Source organism: Pseudomonas sp. PDM04, assembly GCF_014851765.1.
Classification (GTDB): domain Bacteria; phylum Pseudomonadota; class Gammaproteobacteria; order Pseudomonadales; family Pseudomonadaceae; genus Aquipseudomonas.
In genome coordinates, this window is sequence record NZ_JACVAI010000005.1 from 246,459 (window position 1) to 263,201 (window position 16,743).

Consider the following 16,743-nt stretch of genomic DNA (forward strand, 5'->3'; position numbering starts at 1 on the left):
GAGAACGGGATGGCTGGTAAAAAGAACACCGATAAAGAAGGCAGCTCGTGGATCGGGAAAGTCGAAGACTACTCCCGCAAGATCTGGCTGGCTGGTTTAGGCGTGTACTCGAAGATCGACTCTGACGGCAGCAAACTCTTCGATGCATTGGTCAAAGACGGCGAGAAGGCCGAGAAGCTCACCAAGAATGCTGTCGGCAAGGGTGTCGATGCCGCCAAGGACTCCGCGTCCTCGGCCAAGTCGCGTATCTCTGGCGTGAAAGACCGTGCGCTGGGCAAGTGGGATGAGCTGGAAGGTGCTTTCGACAAGCGCTTGAACAGCGCCATTTCGCGCCTGGGCGTGCCGAGCCGCAATGAAGTGAAGGCCCTGCACAGCAAGGTCGATACCCTGACCAGGCAGATCGAGAAACTCACGGGTGCCAAGGTGGCGCCTGTTGCGGCGAAAACCGCAGCTGCCAAACCCGCAGCCAAGCCGGCAGCCAAGCCGCTGGCAAAAGTGGCTGCCAAACCGGCTGCTAAACCCGCAGCCAAGGCAGCGGCCAAACCTGCGGCGAAAACCGCAGCCGCCAAACCTGCAGCCACCAAGGCAGCGGCCAAGCCGGTCGCCGCGAAGGCGGCTGCAAAACCTGCCGCCAAGCCTGCAGCCAAACCGGCCGCCAAGCCGGCGGCGAAAACTGCCGCCGCCAAGCCAGCGACCAAACCGGCTGCGAAAACAGCTGCCGCCAAGCCGGCCGCCAAGCCAGCGGCAAAACCTGCCGCCGCGAAGAAACCTGCAGTGAAAAAACCGGCGGCACCGAAAGCCGCTGCACCGAAACCAGCAGCGGCTGCTGCCAAACCGGCAACCCCGACGCCTGCGGCCAGCGCCTCGAACTCTGCTGCCGCACCGACGCCTGCTGTAACCCCGACTGTCGCGCCGACCCCATCGACGCCAACGAGTCAGTCCTGATCCCAGGGCTCAAGAAAACGCCCGGCCTGCCAAGGTCGGGCGTTTTCGTTTGTGGGGCTGCTGCCAGGGGCCGAGTGTCGGGGTCAGTCGTGCTCTTCGAGGTATTGCATCGCCATCTGCTCAGTCGCCACCTTGATCGGCGGCAGCAAGTGCGGCGCCACCAGCATCATGATTTGATACACCACCAGCCTGACCTCGCCTTCACGGTCAATGATCCGCTGATAGTCCAGTGAGAACAGCAGCGTCAGGGTGATCTGCTCCACCAGTTGTCCCAGTGCCTGGGTGTCGCTGACCAATTGCCCCTGCGCCTTCAACCGTGCCAGCAAGGAAGCCAGTGTGCGTTTCAGTGCATTGAGCAAATGGCGAATGCCCTTGGCCAGTTTCGGCAGGCGTCCGGCCAGGTTCGACAAGTCCTGGAACAGAAACCGGTAGTGCGCCAGGCGCTCGACGATCAGGTGCAGGAACAGCCAGTAGTCTTCCGGTGCCAGTTCCACGTCCGAAGGGGGATCGAGCAATGGCGCCAGTTCGGCCTGGAAGCGCTCGAACAGGCCCAGGATCAGCGGTTCCTTGCCGTGGAAGTGGTAATAGAGGTTGCCCGGGCTGATGCCCATTTCATTGGCAACTTCCATGGTCGAGACGTTCGGTTCGCCCTTCTGGTTGAACAGTTGCAGGGCACATTCGAGGATCCGGTCGCGGGTTTTCATCCAGTCTTCTTAATGATCATGTCAGGCCGATTGCGCTCCTGGTGGCAGTTGCCGGGGGTATTCAAGGTTCAGCGCACACGCACGTAGGTGCCGGGAGCCGCTTCCATCGGTGGATAGTTCTGGTTGCCAAGGGCCATGTGAGTGTCCTTTTGCGCGCCCGAGCGCTCCTGAATCCAGGCCAGCCATTGCGGCCACCAGCTGCCATCGACCTGTTTGGCATCGTAATACCAGGCCCGCGGATCGCTGCTCAGCTTCGTGCTTTCGACGAAGTTGGCTTTCGGGTTCGAAGGCGGGTTGAGAATGCTCTGCACATGACCGCTGTTGGCCAGCACGAAGCGACGCTCGCCGCCCAGCAGCAGGGTGGAGCGATACACCGCATCCCAGGGTGTAATGTGGTCGTTGATGCCGGCCACGCTGAAGCTGTCGACGGTGACTTTCTGCAAATCGATCGGTGTGCCGCACACTTCGAGACCGCCCGGATGCCCCAGCGGGTTGTGCTTGAAGAAGTCCAGCAAGTCACCGTGCAGGGCTGCCGGCAATCGGGTGGTGTCGTTGTTCCAGTACAGGATGTCGAACGCCGGCGGCTCCTTGCCCAACAGGTAGTTGTTGACGAAGTAACTCCAGATCAAGTCGTTGGGGCGCATCCAGGCAAACACCTTGGCCATGTCGCGACCGTCCAGCACTCCTTTCTGATAGGAGCGTCGCTTGGACGCTTCCAGGGTCTGCTCGTCGACGAACAGGGTGGCCGGGCTGTCCAGCTGACTGTCGAGCAAGCTCACCAGGTAGGTCGCACTGGAGACGCGGCGCATCTGCCGCTTGGCCTGCAAATGACCTTGCAGCGCAGCGATGGTCAGCCCGCCGGCACAGGCCCCCATCAGGTTGACCTCGCGGGCACCGGTAATCGCCCGGCAGACATTCATCGCTTCTTCTGCCGCCTCGACATAGCTCGACAGGCCCCATTCGCGATGCCGCACGTCCGGGTTGCGCCAACTGATCATGAAGGTCTGCAGGCCGTTTTTCAGGGCGAACTGAACGAAGCTGTTGCTCGGGCTCAGGTCGAAGATGTAGTACTTGTTGATCTGTGGCGGCACCACCAGCAATGGCCTGGCGTACTGCTTCTCGCTCATCGGCTTGTACTGGATCAGCTCCAGCAGCTCATTGCGGAACACCACGGAGCCGGTGGTGGTGGCCACGGTTTTACCGACCTCGAAGGCCTGCTTGGTGACTTGCCGGGGCAGACCGTCGTTGTGCAGCAAATCATCGACCAGGTGACTGATGCCGCGTACCAGGCTGTTGCCGCCGGAGTTGAAGATCTCCTTGATCGCCAGTGGATTGAGCAGGGTGTTGGACGGCGACACGGCGTCGTTGAGCAAGGCGAACACGAAGTGGGCGCGGGCACGGTCGTTCGGGGTCATGTCGCTCTCGTCGATCCAGCAGTTGACCTGCTTTTGCCAGCTCAGGTATGCCTGCAGGCTGCGCCGATAAAACGGATTGAGACTCCAGGCCGGGTCGCTGAAGCGACTGTCCCGAGGGTTGGTCGGGTGCAGGGTTTCGCCCAACAGCACTCGCCCCAGTTGCCCGCCCAGCTTCAAGGCATGCCGGGCGCTGTGCAGTGGATTGCGCAATCCATGGGCCGCCACGCTGCGCAGGGTCGACATCAGGTCCCGACCGCGCAAACCGGTGATGGCACTCTGTGCGTTGATGAACGCGGCGGGAGTGGGCAAAGACTCCCTTGCTGGCTTGTCGCGCATGACTCAACACTCCTTCGTCTTCAGTCCAAAACAATCACCGAACCAGAACACCATAGACGCTGTTACGGGTAGTTGCGCGGCGTGGCCTCCTGCCAGCCGCCGTGGGGTCGACTAACCGCCCAGTGGTGCCGGATGTGGGTGCATCACGGCACGTTGCCGTTCCTCCTCGAGGAATTTCATGATGATCGGCGCCACCGCTTCGGCGCGGGTGATCAGGAACAGATGCCCGTCATCGATGATGTGCAACTGGGCATTGGGAATGCGCCAGGCGAGCATGCGCATGTTGATCAGCGGGATGAGCGGGTCATCGTCGCCGGCCAGCACCAGCGTCGGCTGGTGGATCTTGTGCAGCCAGTGGATGCTGGTCCAGCCAAGGCCGGCGAACAACTGCCAGTAGTAACCGAGCTTGCCCGCCGAGCGCACTTTTGCTGCGTGACTGGCCGCAAGCGTCGGGTCGCGCCGGAACGAGCCGCCGTAGATCATCGGTGCAATCCGGATCACGTGCGACGGCTGGATGTAGCGTCGCGGGCTGGCCATCATCCACAGCACTTTCGGCTTGCCCGGCACCATCACCGCACCCGCCGCCGTGGCCGCGAGCACCAGTTTCTTGCAGCGCTCGGGGTAGTCGTGGGCAAACTGCTGGGCGAGGGCGCCGCCCCAGGACACGCCGATCACATTGACCTGGCCGTAGTCGAGGTAGTCGAGCATCCGCGCCGTGAGCTTGGCCAGGCCCGGGAAGCGGTACGGCCGGTTAGGTGTCGATGAGCCGCCGACACCGGGGACGTCGAACGCGATCACTTCCAGGTCCGGGTCCAGGGCCGCGACGAACGGAAACACCAGTTCCAGGTTGGCGCCGATGCCATTGAAGATCAGCAAGGGCGTCAAATGAGACTTGCCGGGGCGTACTGCCGTGCGGAGGGTCTGGCCATCCAGGTCGACGGTACGAAAAATGAACGGTTGCGGCATGCTCAGGCCCTGTGGATTAAGTCTGCCCTCGGTTCCTTGTGGGAGCGGGCTCGCTCGCGATGGCGTCGGATCATTCGACATTGCTGTCGACTGACACTGCGCTTTCGCGAGCAAGCCCGCTCCCACAGGGACGGCGAGGTGTTCCGGTTACCGCTCGTGTACGTAAGTCCCCGGCGCCGCTTCGCCCGCCGGATAAGCCTTGTTGCCCAGTTTCGCCGGGGCCTTTTTCAGCTCGCCCGAGCGTTCGGCCTGCCAGGCCTGCCAGTGCAGCCACCAGGAATCGGTGTGCTTGGTGGAGTTTTCCTGCCACTCCTCGGCCTTGCCTGCCATTTCGCTGTTGGTCATGTATCTGGATTTCGGATTGCCCGGCGGATTCAGGATGCTCTGGATGTGCCCGCTGCTGGACAGCACGAACTCGACCTTGCCACCAAACAGCTGCGCCGACTTGTAGCAGGATTTCCACGGAGTGATGTGGTCGTTGGTGCCGGCCAGGGAAAAGATGTCCGCGGTAACCTGCTTCAGGTCGATCGCCGTGCCGCACACTTCCAGTGCATTGGGCCGGATCAGCGGGTTGTTTTTGAACATCTCGATCAGGTCGCCGTGGAACGCGGCGGGCAAGCGCGTGGTGTCGTTGTTCCAGAACAGGATGTCGAACACCGGCGGCTCGTTGCCGAGCAGGTAGTTGTTGACCCAGTAGTTCCAGATCAGGTCGTTGGGGCGCATCCAGGCGAACACCTTCGCCATGTCGCGGCCTTCCAGCACGCCGGCCTGGTAGGAATGGCGCTTGGCGGCCTCGAGGGTCTGCTCGTCGACGAACAGGGCGACGTCGCTGTCCAGGGTGGTGTCCAGCACGCTGACCAGCAGCGTCAGGGCGTTGACCTTCTTCTCGCCGATTGCGGCGTAGTGGCCCAGCAGTGCGGTGCAGGTGATGCCGCCGGAGCAGGCGCCCAGCATGTTCACGTCTTTGCTGCCGGTGATCGCGGTCACCACGTCAACCGCTTCCTTCAACGCCTCGATGTAGGTCGACAGGCCCCACTCGCGCTGCTCCTTGGTCGGATTACGCCAACTGACAATGAAGGTCTGCACGTTGTTGCGCAGGCAAAACCGCGCCAGGCTTTTATCCGGGCTGAGGTCGAAGACATAGAACTTGTTGATTTGCGGCGGCACCACCAGCAACGGGCGCTCGTGCACTTGCTCGGTGATCGGCTTGTACTGGATCAGCTCCAGCACGTCGTTGCGGAAAATCACCGCGCCCTCGGTCACGCCCAGGCTCTTGCCGACCTCGAACGCGCCCATGTTGACCTGGCTCGGCATGCCGCCGTTGTGCACCATGTCCTTGGCCAGATGCGAGAGGCCGTCCAGCAGGCTCTTGCCGCCGGTTTCGAAGAAGCGCTTGACCGCAGCCGGGTTGGCCGCCGTGTTGGTCGGGGCCATGGCTTCGGTCATCAGGTTGATCACGAAGTGCCCGCGCGCGACGTCCTTGGGCCCCAGGCTGCTGTCGTCGATCCAGTCGTGGAGCTCCTTGCGCCACGCCAGGTAGGTTTGCAGATAACGTTTATAGAGCGGGTTCTGGCTCCAGGCCGGATCGGCGAAGCGGCGATCGTCGCTGGTCGGTTGCAGCTCGGACTTGCCGAACAGCACGTTCTTGAGTTCGAGACCGAAATGCGCGACATGCTTGGCGCTGTGTATCGGTTGCTTGACCGCTTGCCTGAGTACCATTCGAGCAGAGGCCAGTAGATCCTTTCCACGTAGCCCAACGACAGGATTCAACCCCAGGGTGTTTTCCGAGGCCTGAAACTTCAAGTCATCGTTATTCTGTTTACTCATCTACGACGCTCCATTGTCCTGAGACGAGTACCCGGTCCTGCTGTGTAGTCACACAGCGAATGCCTGGTACTACTGCTCGGGTGACCGTTGATTCTGCATCGCTGCTTTCACATCAGAGCGCACTGCAGGGAACTTGCCAGATCCATTGGTTACCCGAGTTTAATTTTTTTCGCAAGCAGGCCAATGAGTGGCCACGCGGCCAAACATTCAAACAGATGAAATTAGAAAATGCCCACTAATGAGCAAGAACTACGGGCTAGAGCATCAGCTTGACGACTGACTCGTTCGGGTCGCGACTCTTGCCGGCGCTTTTCAGTTCGGCGAGATAATCGTTCCACAGCTCTTCCTGGCGCACGCCCAACTGGTACAGGTAGTCCCAGGTGAACAGGCCGCTGTCATGGCCGTCGTCGAAGGTCAGTTTCAGTGCGTACTGGCCGGCCGGTTCGACCTTGCTCAGGCCGACGCCGATCTTGCCAAATTGCAGGATGGGTTTGCCGTGGCCCTGGACCTCGGCGGAAGGAGAGTGCACGCGCAGGAATTCGGCGGGCAGGTGATGTTCCTCGCCCGAGGCGTATTTCAGCGACAGGGTTTTCGAGGCTTTGTGCAGCTTGATGTCGGTGGGGAGCATGGCCGTGGTTCCGTCCTGTGCGAAACCTTGTGGGAGCGAGCAGGCTCGCTCCCACCGTTTCAGTAAGAGTGGCTTACAGGATATAACGGGACAGGTCTTCGTTCTGCGCCAATTCACCCAGGTGGCTGTTGACGTAGTCGGCGTCGACCTTGATCACCTTGTCGTCATGGGCACTGGCCAGGTCGCCGGCGCTGAACGATACCTCTTCGAGCAGGCGCTCGAGCAGGGTGTGCAGACGACGCGCGCCGATGTTCTCGGTTTTCTCGTTGACCTGCCAGGCAATCTCGGCGATGCGCTTGATGCCGTCCGGCTGGAACTCAATGCCCAGGCCTTCGGTTTTCAGCAGCGCGCAGTACTGTTCGGTGAGCGAGGCGTGAGGCTCGCTGAGAATGCGCTCGAAATCTTCCGGCGTCAGCGCCTTGAGCTCGACACGGATCGGCAGGCGGCCTTGCAGCTCCGGCACCAGATCGCTTGGCTTGCTCAGGTGGAACGCACCGGAGGCGATGAACAGGATGTGGTCGGTCTTGACCATGCCCAGTTTGGTGTTGACCGTGCAGCCTTCGATCAGTGGCAGCAAATCGCGCTGTACCCCTTCACGGGATACGTCGACGCCACCGGAGTTGCCACGCTTGGCCACCTTGTCGATTTCGTCGATGAACACGATGCCATGCTGTTCAACCGCTTCCAGGGCCTTGGCCTTGAGCTCTTCATCGTTGACCAGGCGGCTCGCCTCTTCGTCGCGCACCAGTTTCAGCGCTTCCTTGACCTTGAGCTTGCGGCTCTTGCGTTTGCCCTTGCCCATGTTGGCGAACAGGCTCTGCAACTGGTTGGTCATTTCTTCCATGCCCGGTGGCGCCGAGATATCGACGCCGGCCGCTTCGGCGACTTCGATCTCGATTTCCTTGTCATCCAGCTGACCTTCGCGCAGGCGCTTGCGGAACAGTTGGCGGGTGTTGGAGTCGGTCGACGGGGCGGCTTCCTCGTTGAAGCTGCGCGCCGGTGGCAGCAGGGCGTCGAGGATGCGCTCTTCAGCGGCGTCTTCGGCGCGGTGGCGAACCTTGGTCATTTCCTGCTCGCGCAGCAGCTTGATCGCGGCATCGGCGAGGTCACGAATGATCGATTCGACATCACGGCCGACGTAACCGACTTCGGTGAACTTGGTCGCTTCGACCTTGATGAACGGTGCATTGGCCAATTTGGCCAGGCGGCGGGCGATTTCGGTTTTACCGACGCCTGTCGGCCCGATCATCAGAATGTTCTTGGGGGTCACTTCAACGCGCAGCTCTTCAGGCAGCTGCATCCGGCGCCAGCGGTTGCGCAGGGCAATGGCGACGGCGCGCTTGGCATCGTCCTGGCCGATGATATGGCGATTGAGTTCGTGGACGATTTCGCGGGGAGTCATGGACATAATAATTGGCGGTCCTCAAGCAGAAACAAGCCGTGGCACACGGGCCGCAACAGGCTTATTCAGCGAGATCCTGCTCCTCAATGGTCTGGGTGTGGTTGGTGAATACACAGATGTCGCCGGCGATACCGAGGGCGGTCTCGACGATTTCACGGGCCGACAGGTCGGTCTTTTTCAGCAGGGCGCTGGCGGCGGCCTGTGCATAAGCGCCGCCGGAGCCCATCGCGATCAGGCCATCTTCGGGTTCGACCACGTCGCCGTTGCCGGTAATGATGAGCGAAGCGTCCTTGTTGGCGACCGCCAGCATGGCTTCGAGGCGGCTGAGGGAGCGATCGGTGCGCCACTCTTTGGCGAGTTCGACGGCGGCGCGAACCAGGTGACCCTGATGTTTCTCGAGCTGGCCTTCGAACCGTTCGAAGAGGGTAAAGGCGTCAGCGGTGGCACCGGCAAACCCGGCAATGACCTGGCCGTGGTACAGGCGGCGAACTTTCTTCGCGTTGCCCTTCATCACGGTATTGCCAAGAGAAACCTGGCCGTCGCCGCCCATGACGACTTTGCCGTGGCGGCGAACTGAAACGATGGTGGTCAAGGGAGAGTCTCCACGCAGCGGGGCGAAAATGCCTTCTGCCCATTCATATGGGGGTGGTGGAGCGGATTTCAACTGCGGACTTTGGCGGGGGACGAGCGGTGCAATACGACAAGGGAGGCGGTGTGGCGGCTGACGCCATCGCGAGCAGCTCGCTCCCACCCGAGCCCTGTGGGTGCGAGCCTGCTCGCGATGCACGGTGTCCCGCTGTCGGGAATCAGCGATTCTGCCGCTGTTGTAACAGCAGGTTACTGAACCCCGCACCGGCCAGTTGTTTCTGCGCGGTGGTCAGTTGTTCGCGGTTGCTGAAAGGCCCGACCAGCACCCGATACCAGGTCTCTTCCTTGACCGTGCCGGACTCCACCGAAACGGCCTGGCCCAGCAGGATGATCTGCGCCCGAACCTTGTCCGCATCAGCCTCCTTGCGGAACGAACCGGCCTGCAGGAAATACTTGGTCACGGGCGCCGCCTTGGCCACTGGCGGTGCCGGAGGCGGAGTAATGCCGGCCAGTGCGGCCTGCGCGCGTGCGGTATCGATCTTCGCCGCTTCCGCTGGCGTGACCGGGGTGGTCGGCACGGCAGGTGTCGGCGGGGTTTTCTCCGGCACGGCATCGGGCGGCACGATGACTTCCGATTCCGGCAGCAGGGTGTAGAAGTCGTACTTGGGTTTGACCGGTTGCGTCGGGCTCGGCGGGGTCTTGTTGGCCTCGGCGATCCTGGTGGCTTTCTGCTGTTCGATTTTCTCGCGCTTGACGCTGTCGCTGCCCTTGCCCGGCTCCAGTTTCATCAGGAACACGATGAACGCACCGACCGTCAGGCCGATGGCCATCCACAGCCAGCCGGGGATCGGTTGCTTTGCAGGGGCTTGGTAACGGCTGGCGCCACGCTTGGGTGCAGGTTTTTTCTTGGCGGCCAACTTACATGCGCTCCAGAGTTTCCAGGCCCAAGAGTTCCAGGCCTTGCTTGAGAGTGCGACCGGTCAGCGCGGCGAGGCGCAGGCGGCTCTGCATCTGCGCCGGGGTTTCGGCGCTGAGGATCGGGCAGTTCTCGTAGAAGCCGGAGAACAGGCCGGCGACGTCGTACAGGTAGGCGCACAGGACGTGTGGCGTGCCCTTCTCGGCCACGTTGTTCAGCACTTCGCCGAACTGCGCGAGCTTCGCCGCCAGCTCCAGTTCGTGGGCGGCTTCCAGGACGATCTGGCCGTCGACTTCGCTGAAGTTCTTGCCCAGCTTGCGGAACACACCGGCCACGCGGGTGTAGGCGTAGAGCAGATACGGTGCGGTGTTGCCTTCGAAGTTGAGCATCAGGTCGAAGTTGAAGCTGTAGTCGCTGGTGCGGTGCTTGGACAGGTCGGCGTACTTCACCGCGTCGATGCCCACCACCTTGGCGATATTGCGCAGTTCGGTCTCGGCCAGTTCAGGGTTCTTGTCCTTGACCAGGGTGTAGGCGCGTTCCTGGGCTTCGGTCAGCAGATCGATCAGCTTCACCGTGCCGCCGTCACGGGTCTTGAACGGGCGGCCATCGGCGCCGTTCATGGTGCCGAAGCCCATGTGTTCCATTTCCATCGGGTGCGTCACGAAACCGGCCTTGCGGGCGACGGCGAACACCTGCTGGAAGTGCAGGGCCTGACGCTGGTCGACGAAATACAGGGCGCGGTCGGCCTTGAGCTTGCCGCTGCGGTAGCGCACGGCCGCCAGGTCGGTGGTGGCGTAGAGGTAGCCGCCGTCCGCCTTGACGATGATCACCGGCAGCGGATCGCCGTCGGCGTTCTTGAATTCGTCGAGGAACACGCACTGGGCGCCGTTGCTTTCGACCAGCAGGCCGGCGGCCTTGAGGTCGTTGACCACGTTGATCAGGTCGTCGTTGTAGGCGCTTTCGCCCATGACATCGGCCATGGTCAGCTTGACGTTCAGCAGTTCGTAGATTTTCTGGCAGTGGGACAGCGAGATGTCCTTGAAGCGGGTCCAGAGCGCCAGGCACTCGGCGTCACCGGCCTGCAGCTTGACCACCAGGCCACGGGCGCGGTCGGCGAACTCGGTGGATTCGTCGAAGCGCTGCTTGGCGGCGCGGTAGAAGTTCTCCAGGTCTGACAGCTCGTCGCTGGTGATGGGGTTTTCCTGCAGGTAGGCCATGAGCATGCCGAACTGGGTGCCCCAGTCGCCCACATGGTTCTGACGGATCACTTCGTCACCGAGGAATTCCAGCACACGGGCCACGCCGTCGCCGATGATGGTCGAGCGCAAGTGGCCGACGTGCATCTCCTTGGCCAGGTTGGGGGCCGACAGGTCGACCACCGTACGTTGCGCCGGGCCGGCCTTGCGCACGCCGATGCGTTCGTCGGCCAGTGCGGCGTCCAGGCGCGAGGCCAGGGCCTGGGTGTTCTGGAAGAAATTGAGGAAGCCCGGGCCGGCGATTTCGGTCTTGGAAACGTTTTCGTCGGCCGGCAGCGCGGCGATGATTTTCTCGGCCAGGTCACGCGGCTTCATGCCGGCCGGCTTGGCCAGCATCATGGCGATGTTGCTGGCGAAATCGCCGTTTTTCTTGTCGCGGGAGTTTTCCACCTGGATCGCCGGCGACAGGCCTTCAGGCAACACACCTTCGTTGACGAGTTGGGTGATGGCTTGTTGGATCAGCTGGCGAATGGTGTCTTTCATGGTCTTCTCTTTCGACCGCAGGCGCGGCGGCGCAGGGTGCGCTGGTGGAAAAACTGGGCATTATCCGTTGCCGGGGCTGGCTTGCCAACCTTAGCAGGCAGGTTGTGGATATGCGGTGACAATCGAGCGCTCATCGCGAGCGGGTCGCAGGTGATCCGTCGTTCAATACAGGTCGACGGGGTCGACATCCAGCGACCAGCGCACCGCCCGCCCGCTGGGCATCTGTTCCAGCGCCAGCAACCAACTGGCCAGCAACCGATGCAGCGGCGCCCGGGCCGTGGCCTGGAGCAACAATTGCGCACGAAAGCGTCCGGCCCGACGCTCCATCGGTGCCGGCACGGGGCCCAGCAGTTCAATGCCGGTCAGGTGCTGCTCAAGCAGCAAACGCTCGGCTTCACTGCAGGCTTCATCGAGAAACCCCTCGGCTTGCCCGGGTTTGTGCGCTTCAGCCCGCAACAGGGCCAGGTGCGCGAAAGGCGGCAGGCCTGCCGCGCGCCGCTCGCTCAAGGCCTGTTCGGCAAAGGCGAAGTAACCCTGCTCGGTCAATTGCACCAGCAGGGGATGGTCGGCGAGGTGGGTCTGGATGATCACCCGGCCCGGTTCTTCGGCCCGACCGGCGCGGCCGGCGACCTGGACGATCAGTTGCGCCATGCGTTCGCTGGCGCGGAAGTCGCCGGAAAACAAACCGCCATCGGCATCGAGAATCGACACCAGGGTGACCCGTGGGAAATGGTGACCCTTGGCGAGCATCTGCGTACCCACCAGGATGCACGGCTGGCCTTTCTGAATGGTGGCGAACAGTTGGTTCATAGCATCCTTGCGCGAGGTGCTGTCGCGGTCGACACGCAATACCGGGTAGTCCGGGAACAGGATGGCCAGGCGTTCTTCGGCCCGTTCGGTGCCGGCGCCCACCGGGCGCAAATCGACCTTGCTGCATTTCGGGCACTGGCGTGGCACGCGCTCGGCATAGCCGCAATGGTGACAGCGCAGTTCCCCGTAGCGCTGGTGCACGGTCATGCGCGCATCGCAGCGCTGGCATTCGGACATCCAGCCGCAGTCGTGACACAACAGGGTGGGCGCGAATCCCCGGCGGTTGAGGAACACCAGCACCTGCTGGCCGGCGGCGAGTGTCTGGCCAATGGCTTGTTGCATCGGGCCGGAGATGCCGCTGTCCAGCGGCCGGCTTTTCACATCCAGGCGCAGGAATCGCGGTTGTTTGGCGCCACCGGCGCGTTCATTCAGGCGCAGCAGGCCGTAGCGGCCGGTGTAGGCGTTGTGCAGGCTTTCCAGCGATGGCGTGGCGGAGCCGAGCACGATCGGAATGTTTTCCTGTCGTGCACGGACCAGTGCCAGGTCTCTGGCGTGATAGCGCAGGCCTTCCTGCTGTTTATAGGAGCCGTCGTGCTCTTCGTCGATAATGATCAGGCCGGGGTTCTTCATCGGGGTGAACAGCGCCGAGCGGGTGCCGATGATGATGTCGGCCTCGCCGTCCCGGGCGGCCAGCCACGCGTCCAGTCGCTCGCGGTCGTTGACCGCCGAGTGAATCAGCGCGATGCGCGCATTGAAGCGTTGCTCGAAACGCGCAAGGGTTTGCGGGCCGAGGTTGATTTCCGGGATCAGCACCAGTGCCTGCTTGCCGGCCTTGAGGGTTTCACGAATCAGTTGCAGGTAGACTTCGGTCTTGCCGCTGCCGGTGACGCCGGCCAGCAGAAACGCGTGATAACTGTCGAAACCGGCGCGAATCGCTTCATAGGCGGCCCGCTGTTCGGGGTTGAGCGGCAACTCCGGTTGCGCCAACCAGTGTTCGTGGCGAACGCCGGGCGCATGCCGGCGGATCTCGACCTGTACCAGCTCCTTGGCCAGCAGCAGGTCAAGACTGTCTTTGCTCAGCATCAGTTTGCTCAGCAACGTGTGGGCGACGCCGTGGGGGTGTTGGGCCAGGGTCGCCAGTGCCTCGCGCTGACGCGGCGCGCGGGCGATGCGCGGGTCATCCAGGCGGGCGCCGGGGGCGGCGGACCAGAAGCGCTCCTGGCGTGCTTCGGCCAGCTCGCCCTGGCGCAGCAGCACCGGCAGCGCCCAGCTCAAGGTGTCGCCGAGGCTGTGCTGATAGTACTGCGAGGTCCACAGGCACAGTTTGAACAGCGCGGGCGGCAGGGGCGGCGTGGCATCGAGCAGGGCCAGCGCCGGCTTGAGTTTTTGCGCCGGCACTTCGCTGGTGTCGGTGACCTCCACCAGGATCCCGATCATCTCCCGCCGGCCGAACGGCACCCTCAGGCGCATGCCGGGCTGCAACTGGGCACGCAGAATCCCGGCCGGCGCCCGGTAGTCGAACAGGCGGCGCAGCGGCGAGGGCAGGGCGAGGCGCAAAATGGCGTCGGGCACGCGGGGGATTCTCGATCAGCGGGTAATTAACAGAAGAACTTGGCTTGTTTGTGGGAGCGAGCCTGCTCGCGATAGCAGTGTGTCAGACAACATGGATGCTGGCCGGCGTTGCGTAATCGCGAGCAAGCTCGCTCCCACAGGGGAGTACGTCAAGGCCGGGAGCCTAGCAGACGGTCGGTAGAAGCGACAGCTTGCGCGAATGACATTGTCTGGTAGAATCCGCGGCCTAATTACGTGCGGTATTCAACAATAGTGTTGGGTGGCGGCACGCTAGCCTGAGGAAAACACCATGAAAGCTGATATCCATCCAGAATACCCAGCAGTTGCTGTTACCTGCAGCTGCGGCAACAAGTTCGAAACCCGTTCGACCTACGGCAAAGCCCTGGCGATCGACGTTTGCAACGAGTGCCACCCGTTCTACACCGGTAAGCAAAAGACTCTGGACACTGGCGGCCGCGTACAGCGCTTCGCCGACCGTTTCGGTGCTTTCGGCGCGAAAAAGGCCTAAGGCCTGTCAACTTGGGAAGCCGCTACGGTTTTTCCATGCTGATGAAAAAGGCGTCCCTTGCGGGCGCCTTTTTTGTGTCCGCGATTTGGCTCTCCGCGGCCCAGGCCTTTTGCCCGGCGCCGGGTGGGCTGACATCGGTCGCGGTCCAGCGCGTGGTCGATGGCGACACCCTGCGCCTCGCTGATGGCCGCAGCGTGCGCATGATCGGCTTGAATACGCCCGAACTGGGCAAGAAAGGTCGATCCGACGAACCGTTTGCCGTGGCTGCACGCAAACGGCTCGAAGCCCTGGTGGCGGCAAGTGACGGGCGGGTCGGTTTGCTGGCCGGCAAGGAAAGCAAAGACCATTACGGTCGAACCCTGGCCCATGTCTTTGCGGCTGATGGGGCCAATCTTGAAGCGACAATGCTCGCCGAAGGCCTGGGATATCTGGTCGCGGTCGCCCCGAATGTTGATTTTGTCGACTGCCAACAGGCGGCGGAGCGCAGTGCGCGCCAGGCCGGACTGGGCCTGTGGCGTCAGTCGCCTGTACTGAAAGCGGATCAGATCAGCATGTCCGGATTTGCCCTGCTCAGCGGGCGTGTGAGCAAGGTTCAACGCAATCGTGGCGGGATTTGGATCGAATTGCAGGATTCGGTTGTGTTGCGCGTTGCACCCAATCTGTTGGGTCGTTTTGATGCGGACTCGCTGCAAAGGCTGGAAGGCAAGCCCGTCGAGGCGCGTGGCTGGGTGCTCGACCGTTCCCGTCGCGGTGGGCTCAAGCCTGGTCAGGCGCGCTGGATGCTGCCACTGACCGATCCGGCGATGATTCAGGTGATGTCGCGCTAGAAAATTGTAGACATTTTTTCCGTTGATTGTAGACAGTCTATCCCTTGTGTTCCGCGGCTCTTGGCCCAAAGTCGTAGTGCAGGGCGCTTGACAGGGGTGACCGGTCAGTCTTGTGGGGACTTTGCGAGGCGCGTATCCTCGCTGACCAGTCTGTCCAACAGTAAAAGCGGAATGCCCACATGTCTGATTTGAAAACTGCCGCTCTCGAGTATCACGCCAATCCTCGTCCAGGAAAGCTGAGCGTCGAGCTCACCAAGCCCACCGCTACCGCCCGCGACCTGTCGCTGGCCTACAGCCCCGGCGTAGCCGAACCAGTGCGCGAAATCGGTCGCGACCCTGAGCTGGCCTACAAATACACCGGCAAAGGCAACCTGGTTGCAGTCATTTCCGATGGCACCGCGATTCTCGGCCTGGGTAACCTGGGCCCATTGGCTTCCAAGCCAGTGATGGAAGGCAAGGGTGTTCTGTTCAAGCGCTTCGCCGGCATCGACGTGTTCGATATCGAAGTCGACTCCGAAAGCCCGCAAGCCTTCATCGACACCGTCAAGCGTATCTCCATCACCTTCGGTGGCATCAACCTCGAAGACATCAAGGCGCCTGAGTGCTTCGAGATCGAGCGTGCCCTGATCGAGCAGTGTGACATCCCGGTATTCCACGATGACCAGCACGGTACTGCCATCGTGACCGCTGCGGGCATGATCAACGCCCTGGAAATCGCGGGCAAAACCCTGCCAGAGGCCAAGATCGTCTGCCTGGGCGCTGGCGCGGCCGCCATCTCCTGCATGAAATTGCTGGTGAGCATGGGCGCCAACATCGAAAACATCTACATGGTTGACCGTACCGGCGTGATCCACTCCGGCCGTGACGACCTGAACCAATACAAGGCTGTCTTCGCTCACGCGACCGACAAGCGCACCCTGGCGGATGCCCTGCAAGGCGCCGACGTGTTCGTTGGCCTGTCCGGCCCGAACCTGCTGAGTGCCGAAGGCCTGAAGTCCATGGCGGCCAACCCGATCGTGTTCGCCTGCTCGAACCCGGACCCGGAAATCTCCCCGGAGCTGGCACACGCCACCCGCAGCGACGTGATCATGGCCACCGGCCGTTCGGACTACCCGAACCAGGTCAACAACGTGCTGGGCTTCCCGTTCATCTTCCGTGGCGCTCTGGACGTTCGCGCCAAGCGCATCAACGAAGAGATGAAAGTCGCGGCGGCCAACGCCCTGCGTGAACTGGCCAAGCTGCCAGTGCCTCAGGAAGTGTGCGACGCCTACGGCGGTATCAAGCTGGAGTTCGGTCGTGAGTACATCATTCCGAAACCAATGGATGCCCGTCTGATCACCCTGATCTCCGACGCCGTGGCCAAGGCTGCGATCGAGACCGGCGTGGCGACCCTGCCGTATCCGAAGAACTACCCGCTGAAAAGCGTGGACGACGTGTTCAACGGCTAAGTCGTTGTAGCACTCCATCCGAAAGCCCCGGCTCGTGAGCGTCGGGGTTTTTTATTGCCTCCCGGTTTTCAGGTCGATATGGCAGGCCTCATCGTGAGCAGGACGTGTAGGA

The 16,743-nt window shown here is 62.2% G+C and carries 14 protein-coding genes; 4 read left to right on the forward strand and 10 right to left on the reverse strand.

What is annotated here, in order from left to right; translation table 11 throughout:
* The first annotated feature begins 9 nt into the window (after positions 1-9).
* Positions 10-945 carry a phasin family protein gene (locus IB249_RS20790; RefSeq protein WP_192307586.1) on the forward strand — a complete coding sequence of 312 codons (936 nt, stop codon included), beginning with the start codon at positions 10-12 and terminating at the stop codon, positions 943-945.
* Between the two features lie 83 nt (positions 946-1,028).
* Here the strand turns inward: IB249_RS20790 and IB249_RS20795 are convergent, their stop codons facing one another.
* The 10 genes from IB249_RS20795 to IB249_RS20840 form a co-directional block, all read right to left on the reverse strand.
* Complete coding sequence (locus IB249_RS20795) at positions 1,029-1,649, reverse strand: TetR/AcrR family transcriptional regulator (protein ID WP_192307587.1); 621 nt, start codon at positions 1,647-1,649, stop codon at positions 1,029-1,031.
* Between the two features lie 68 nt (positions 1,650-1,717).
* Positions 1,718-3,400 (reverse strand): class II poly(R)-hydroxyalkanoic acid synthase, encoded by a 1,683-nt coding sequence (gene phaC, locus IB249_RS20800; RefSeq protein ID WP_192307588.1) that lies wholly within the window; start codon positions 3,398-3,400, stop codon positions 1,718-1,720.
* Positions 3,401-3,511: 111 nt separating this feature from the next.
* On the reverse strand, positions 3,512-4,366 hold the full coding sequence (gene phaZ, locus IB249_RS20805) for a poly(3-hydroxyalkanoate) depolymerase (protein ID WP_192307589.1): 855 nt from the start codon (positions 4,364-4,366) through the stop codon (positions 3,512-3,514).
* A gap of 147 nt (positions 4,367-4,513) precedes the next feature.
* Entirely contained in the window at positions 4,514-6,193 is a 1,680-nt protein-coding gene (phaC, locus tag IB249_RS20810) for a class II poly(R)-hydroxyalkanoic acid synthase (protein WP_192307590.1), read from the reverse strand.
* A gap of 256 nt (positions 6,194-6,449) precedes the next feature.
* The gene (locus IB249_RS20815; RefSeq protein ID WP_192307591.1) at positions 6,450-6,821 is read right to left on the reverse strand and encodes a gamma-butyrobetaine hydroxylase-like domain-containing protein; all 372 of its coding nucleotides are present in this window, start codon (positions 6,819-6,821) and stop codon (positions 6,450-6,452) included.
* A 73-nt stretch (positions 6,822-6,894) separates the two neighbouring features.
* On the reverse strand, positions 6,895-8,229 hold the full coding sequence (gene hslU, locus IB249_RS20820; RefSeq protein ID WP_192307592.1) for an ATP-dependent protease ATPase subunit HslU: 1,335 nt from the start codon (positions 8,227-8,229) through the stop codon (positions 6,895-6,897).
* A 55-nt stretch (positions 8,230-8,284) separates the two neighbouring features.
* Complete coding sequence (gene hslV / locus IB249_RS20825; RefSeq protein ID WP_003186641.1) at positions 8,285-8,815, reverse strand: ATP-dependent protease subunit HslV; 531 nt, start codon at positions 8,813-8,815, stop codon at positions 8,285-8,287.
* 214 nt (positions 8,816-9,029) lie between these two features.
* A complete protein-coding gene (locus IB249_RS20830; RefSeq protein ID WP_192307593.1) occupies positions 9,030-9,728 on the reverse strand; it encodes an SPOR domain-containing protein in 699 nt (232 codons plus the stop codon).
* A gap of 1 nt (position 9,729) precedes the next feature.
* Positions 9,730-11,466, reverse strand: coding sequence for an arginine--tRNA ligase (argS, locus tag IB249_RS20835; protein WP_192307594.1), 1,737 nt, complete (start codon positions 11,464-11,466; stop codon positions 9,730-9,732).
* 162 nt (positions 11,467-11,628) lie between these two features.
* Complete coding sequence (locus IB249_RS20840; protein ID WP_192307595.1) at positions 11,629-13,848, reverse strand: primosomal protein N'; 2,220 nt, start codon at positions 13,846-13,848, stop codon at positions 11,629-11,631.
* A gap of 289 nt (positions 13,849-14,137) precedes the next feature.
* Between IB249_RS20840 and rpmE the strand changes: the two genes are divergently transcribed.
* From rpmE to IB249_RS20855, 3 genes are all read left to right on the forward strand, one after another.
* Positions 14,138-14,356, forward strand: coding sequence for a 50S ribosomal protein L31 (gene rpmE / locus IB249_RS20845; protein WP_018929146.1), 219 nt, complete (start codon positions 14,138-14,140; stop codon positions 14,354-14,356).
* A gap of 35 nt (positions 14,357-14,391) precedes the next feature.
* The gene (locus tag IB249_RS20850; protein WP_192307596.1) at positions 14,392-15,183 is read left to right on the forward strand and encodes a thermonuclease family protein; all 792 of its coding nucleotides are present in this window, start codon (positions 14,392-14,394) and stop codon (positions 15,181-15,183) included.
* A 179-nt stretch (positions 15,184-15,362) separates the two neighbouring features.
* Entirely contained in the window at positions 15,363-16,631 is a 1,269-nt protein-coding gene (locus IB249_RS20855; RefSeq protein ID WP_192307597.1) for a malic enzyme-like NAD(P)-binding protein, read from the forward strand.
* The last annotated feature ends 112 nt before the right edge of the window (positions 16,632-16,743 follow it).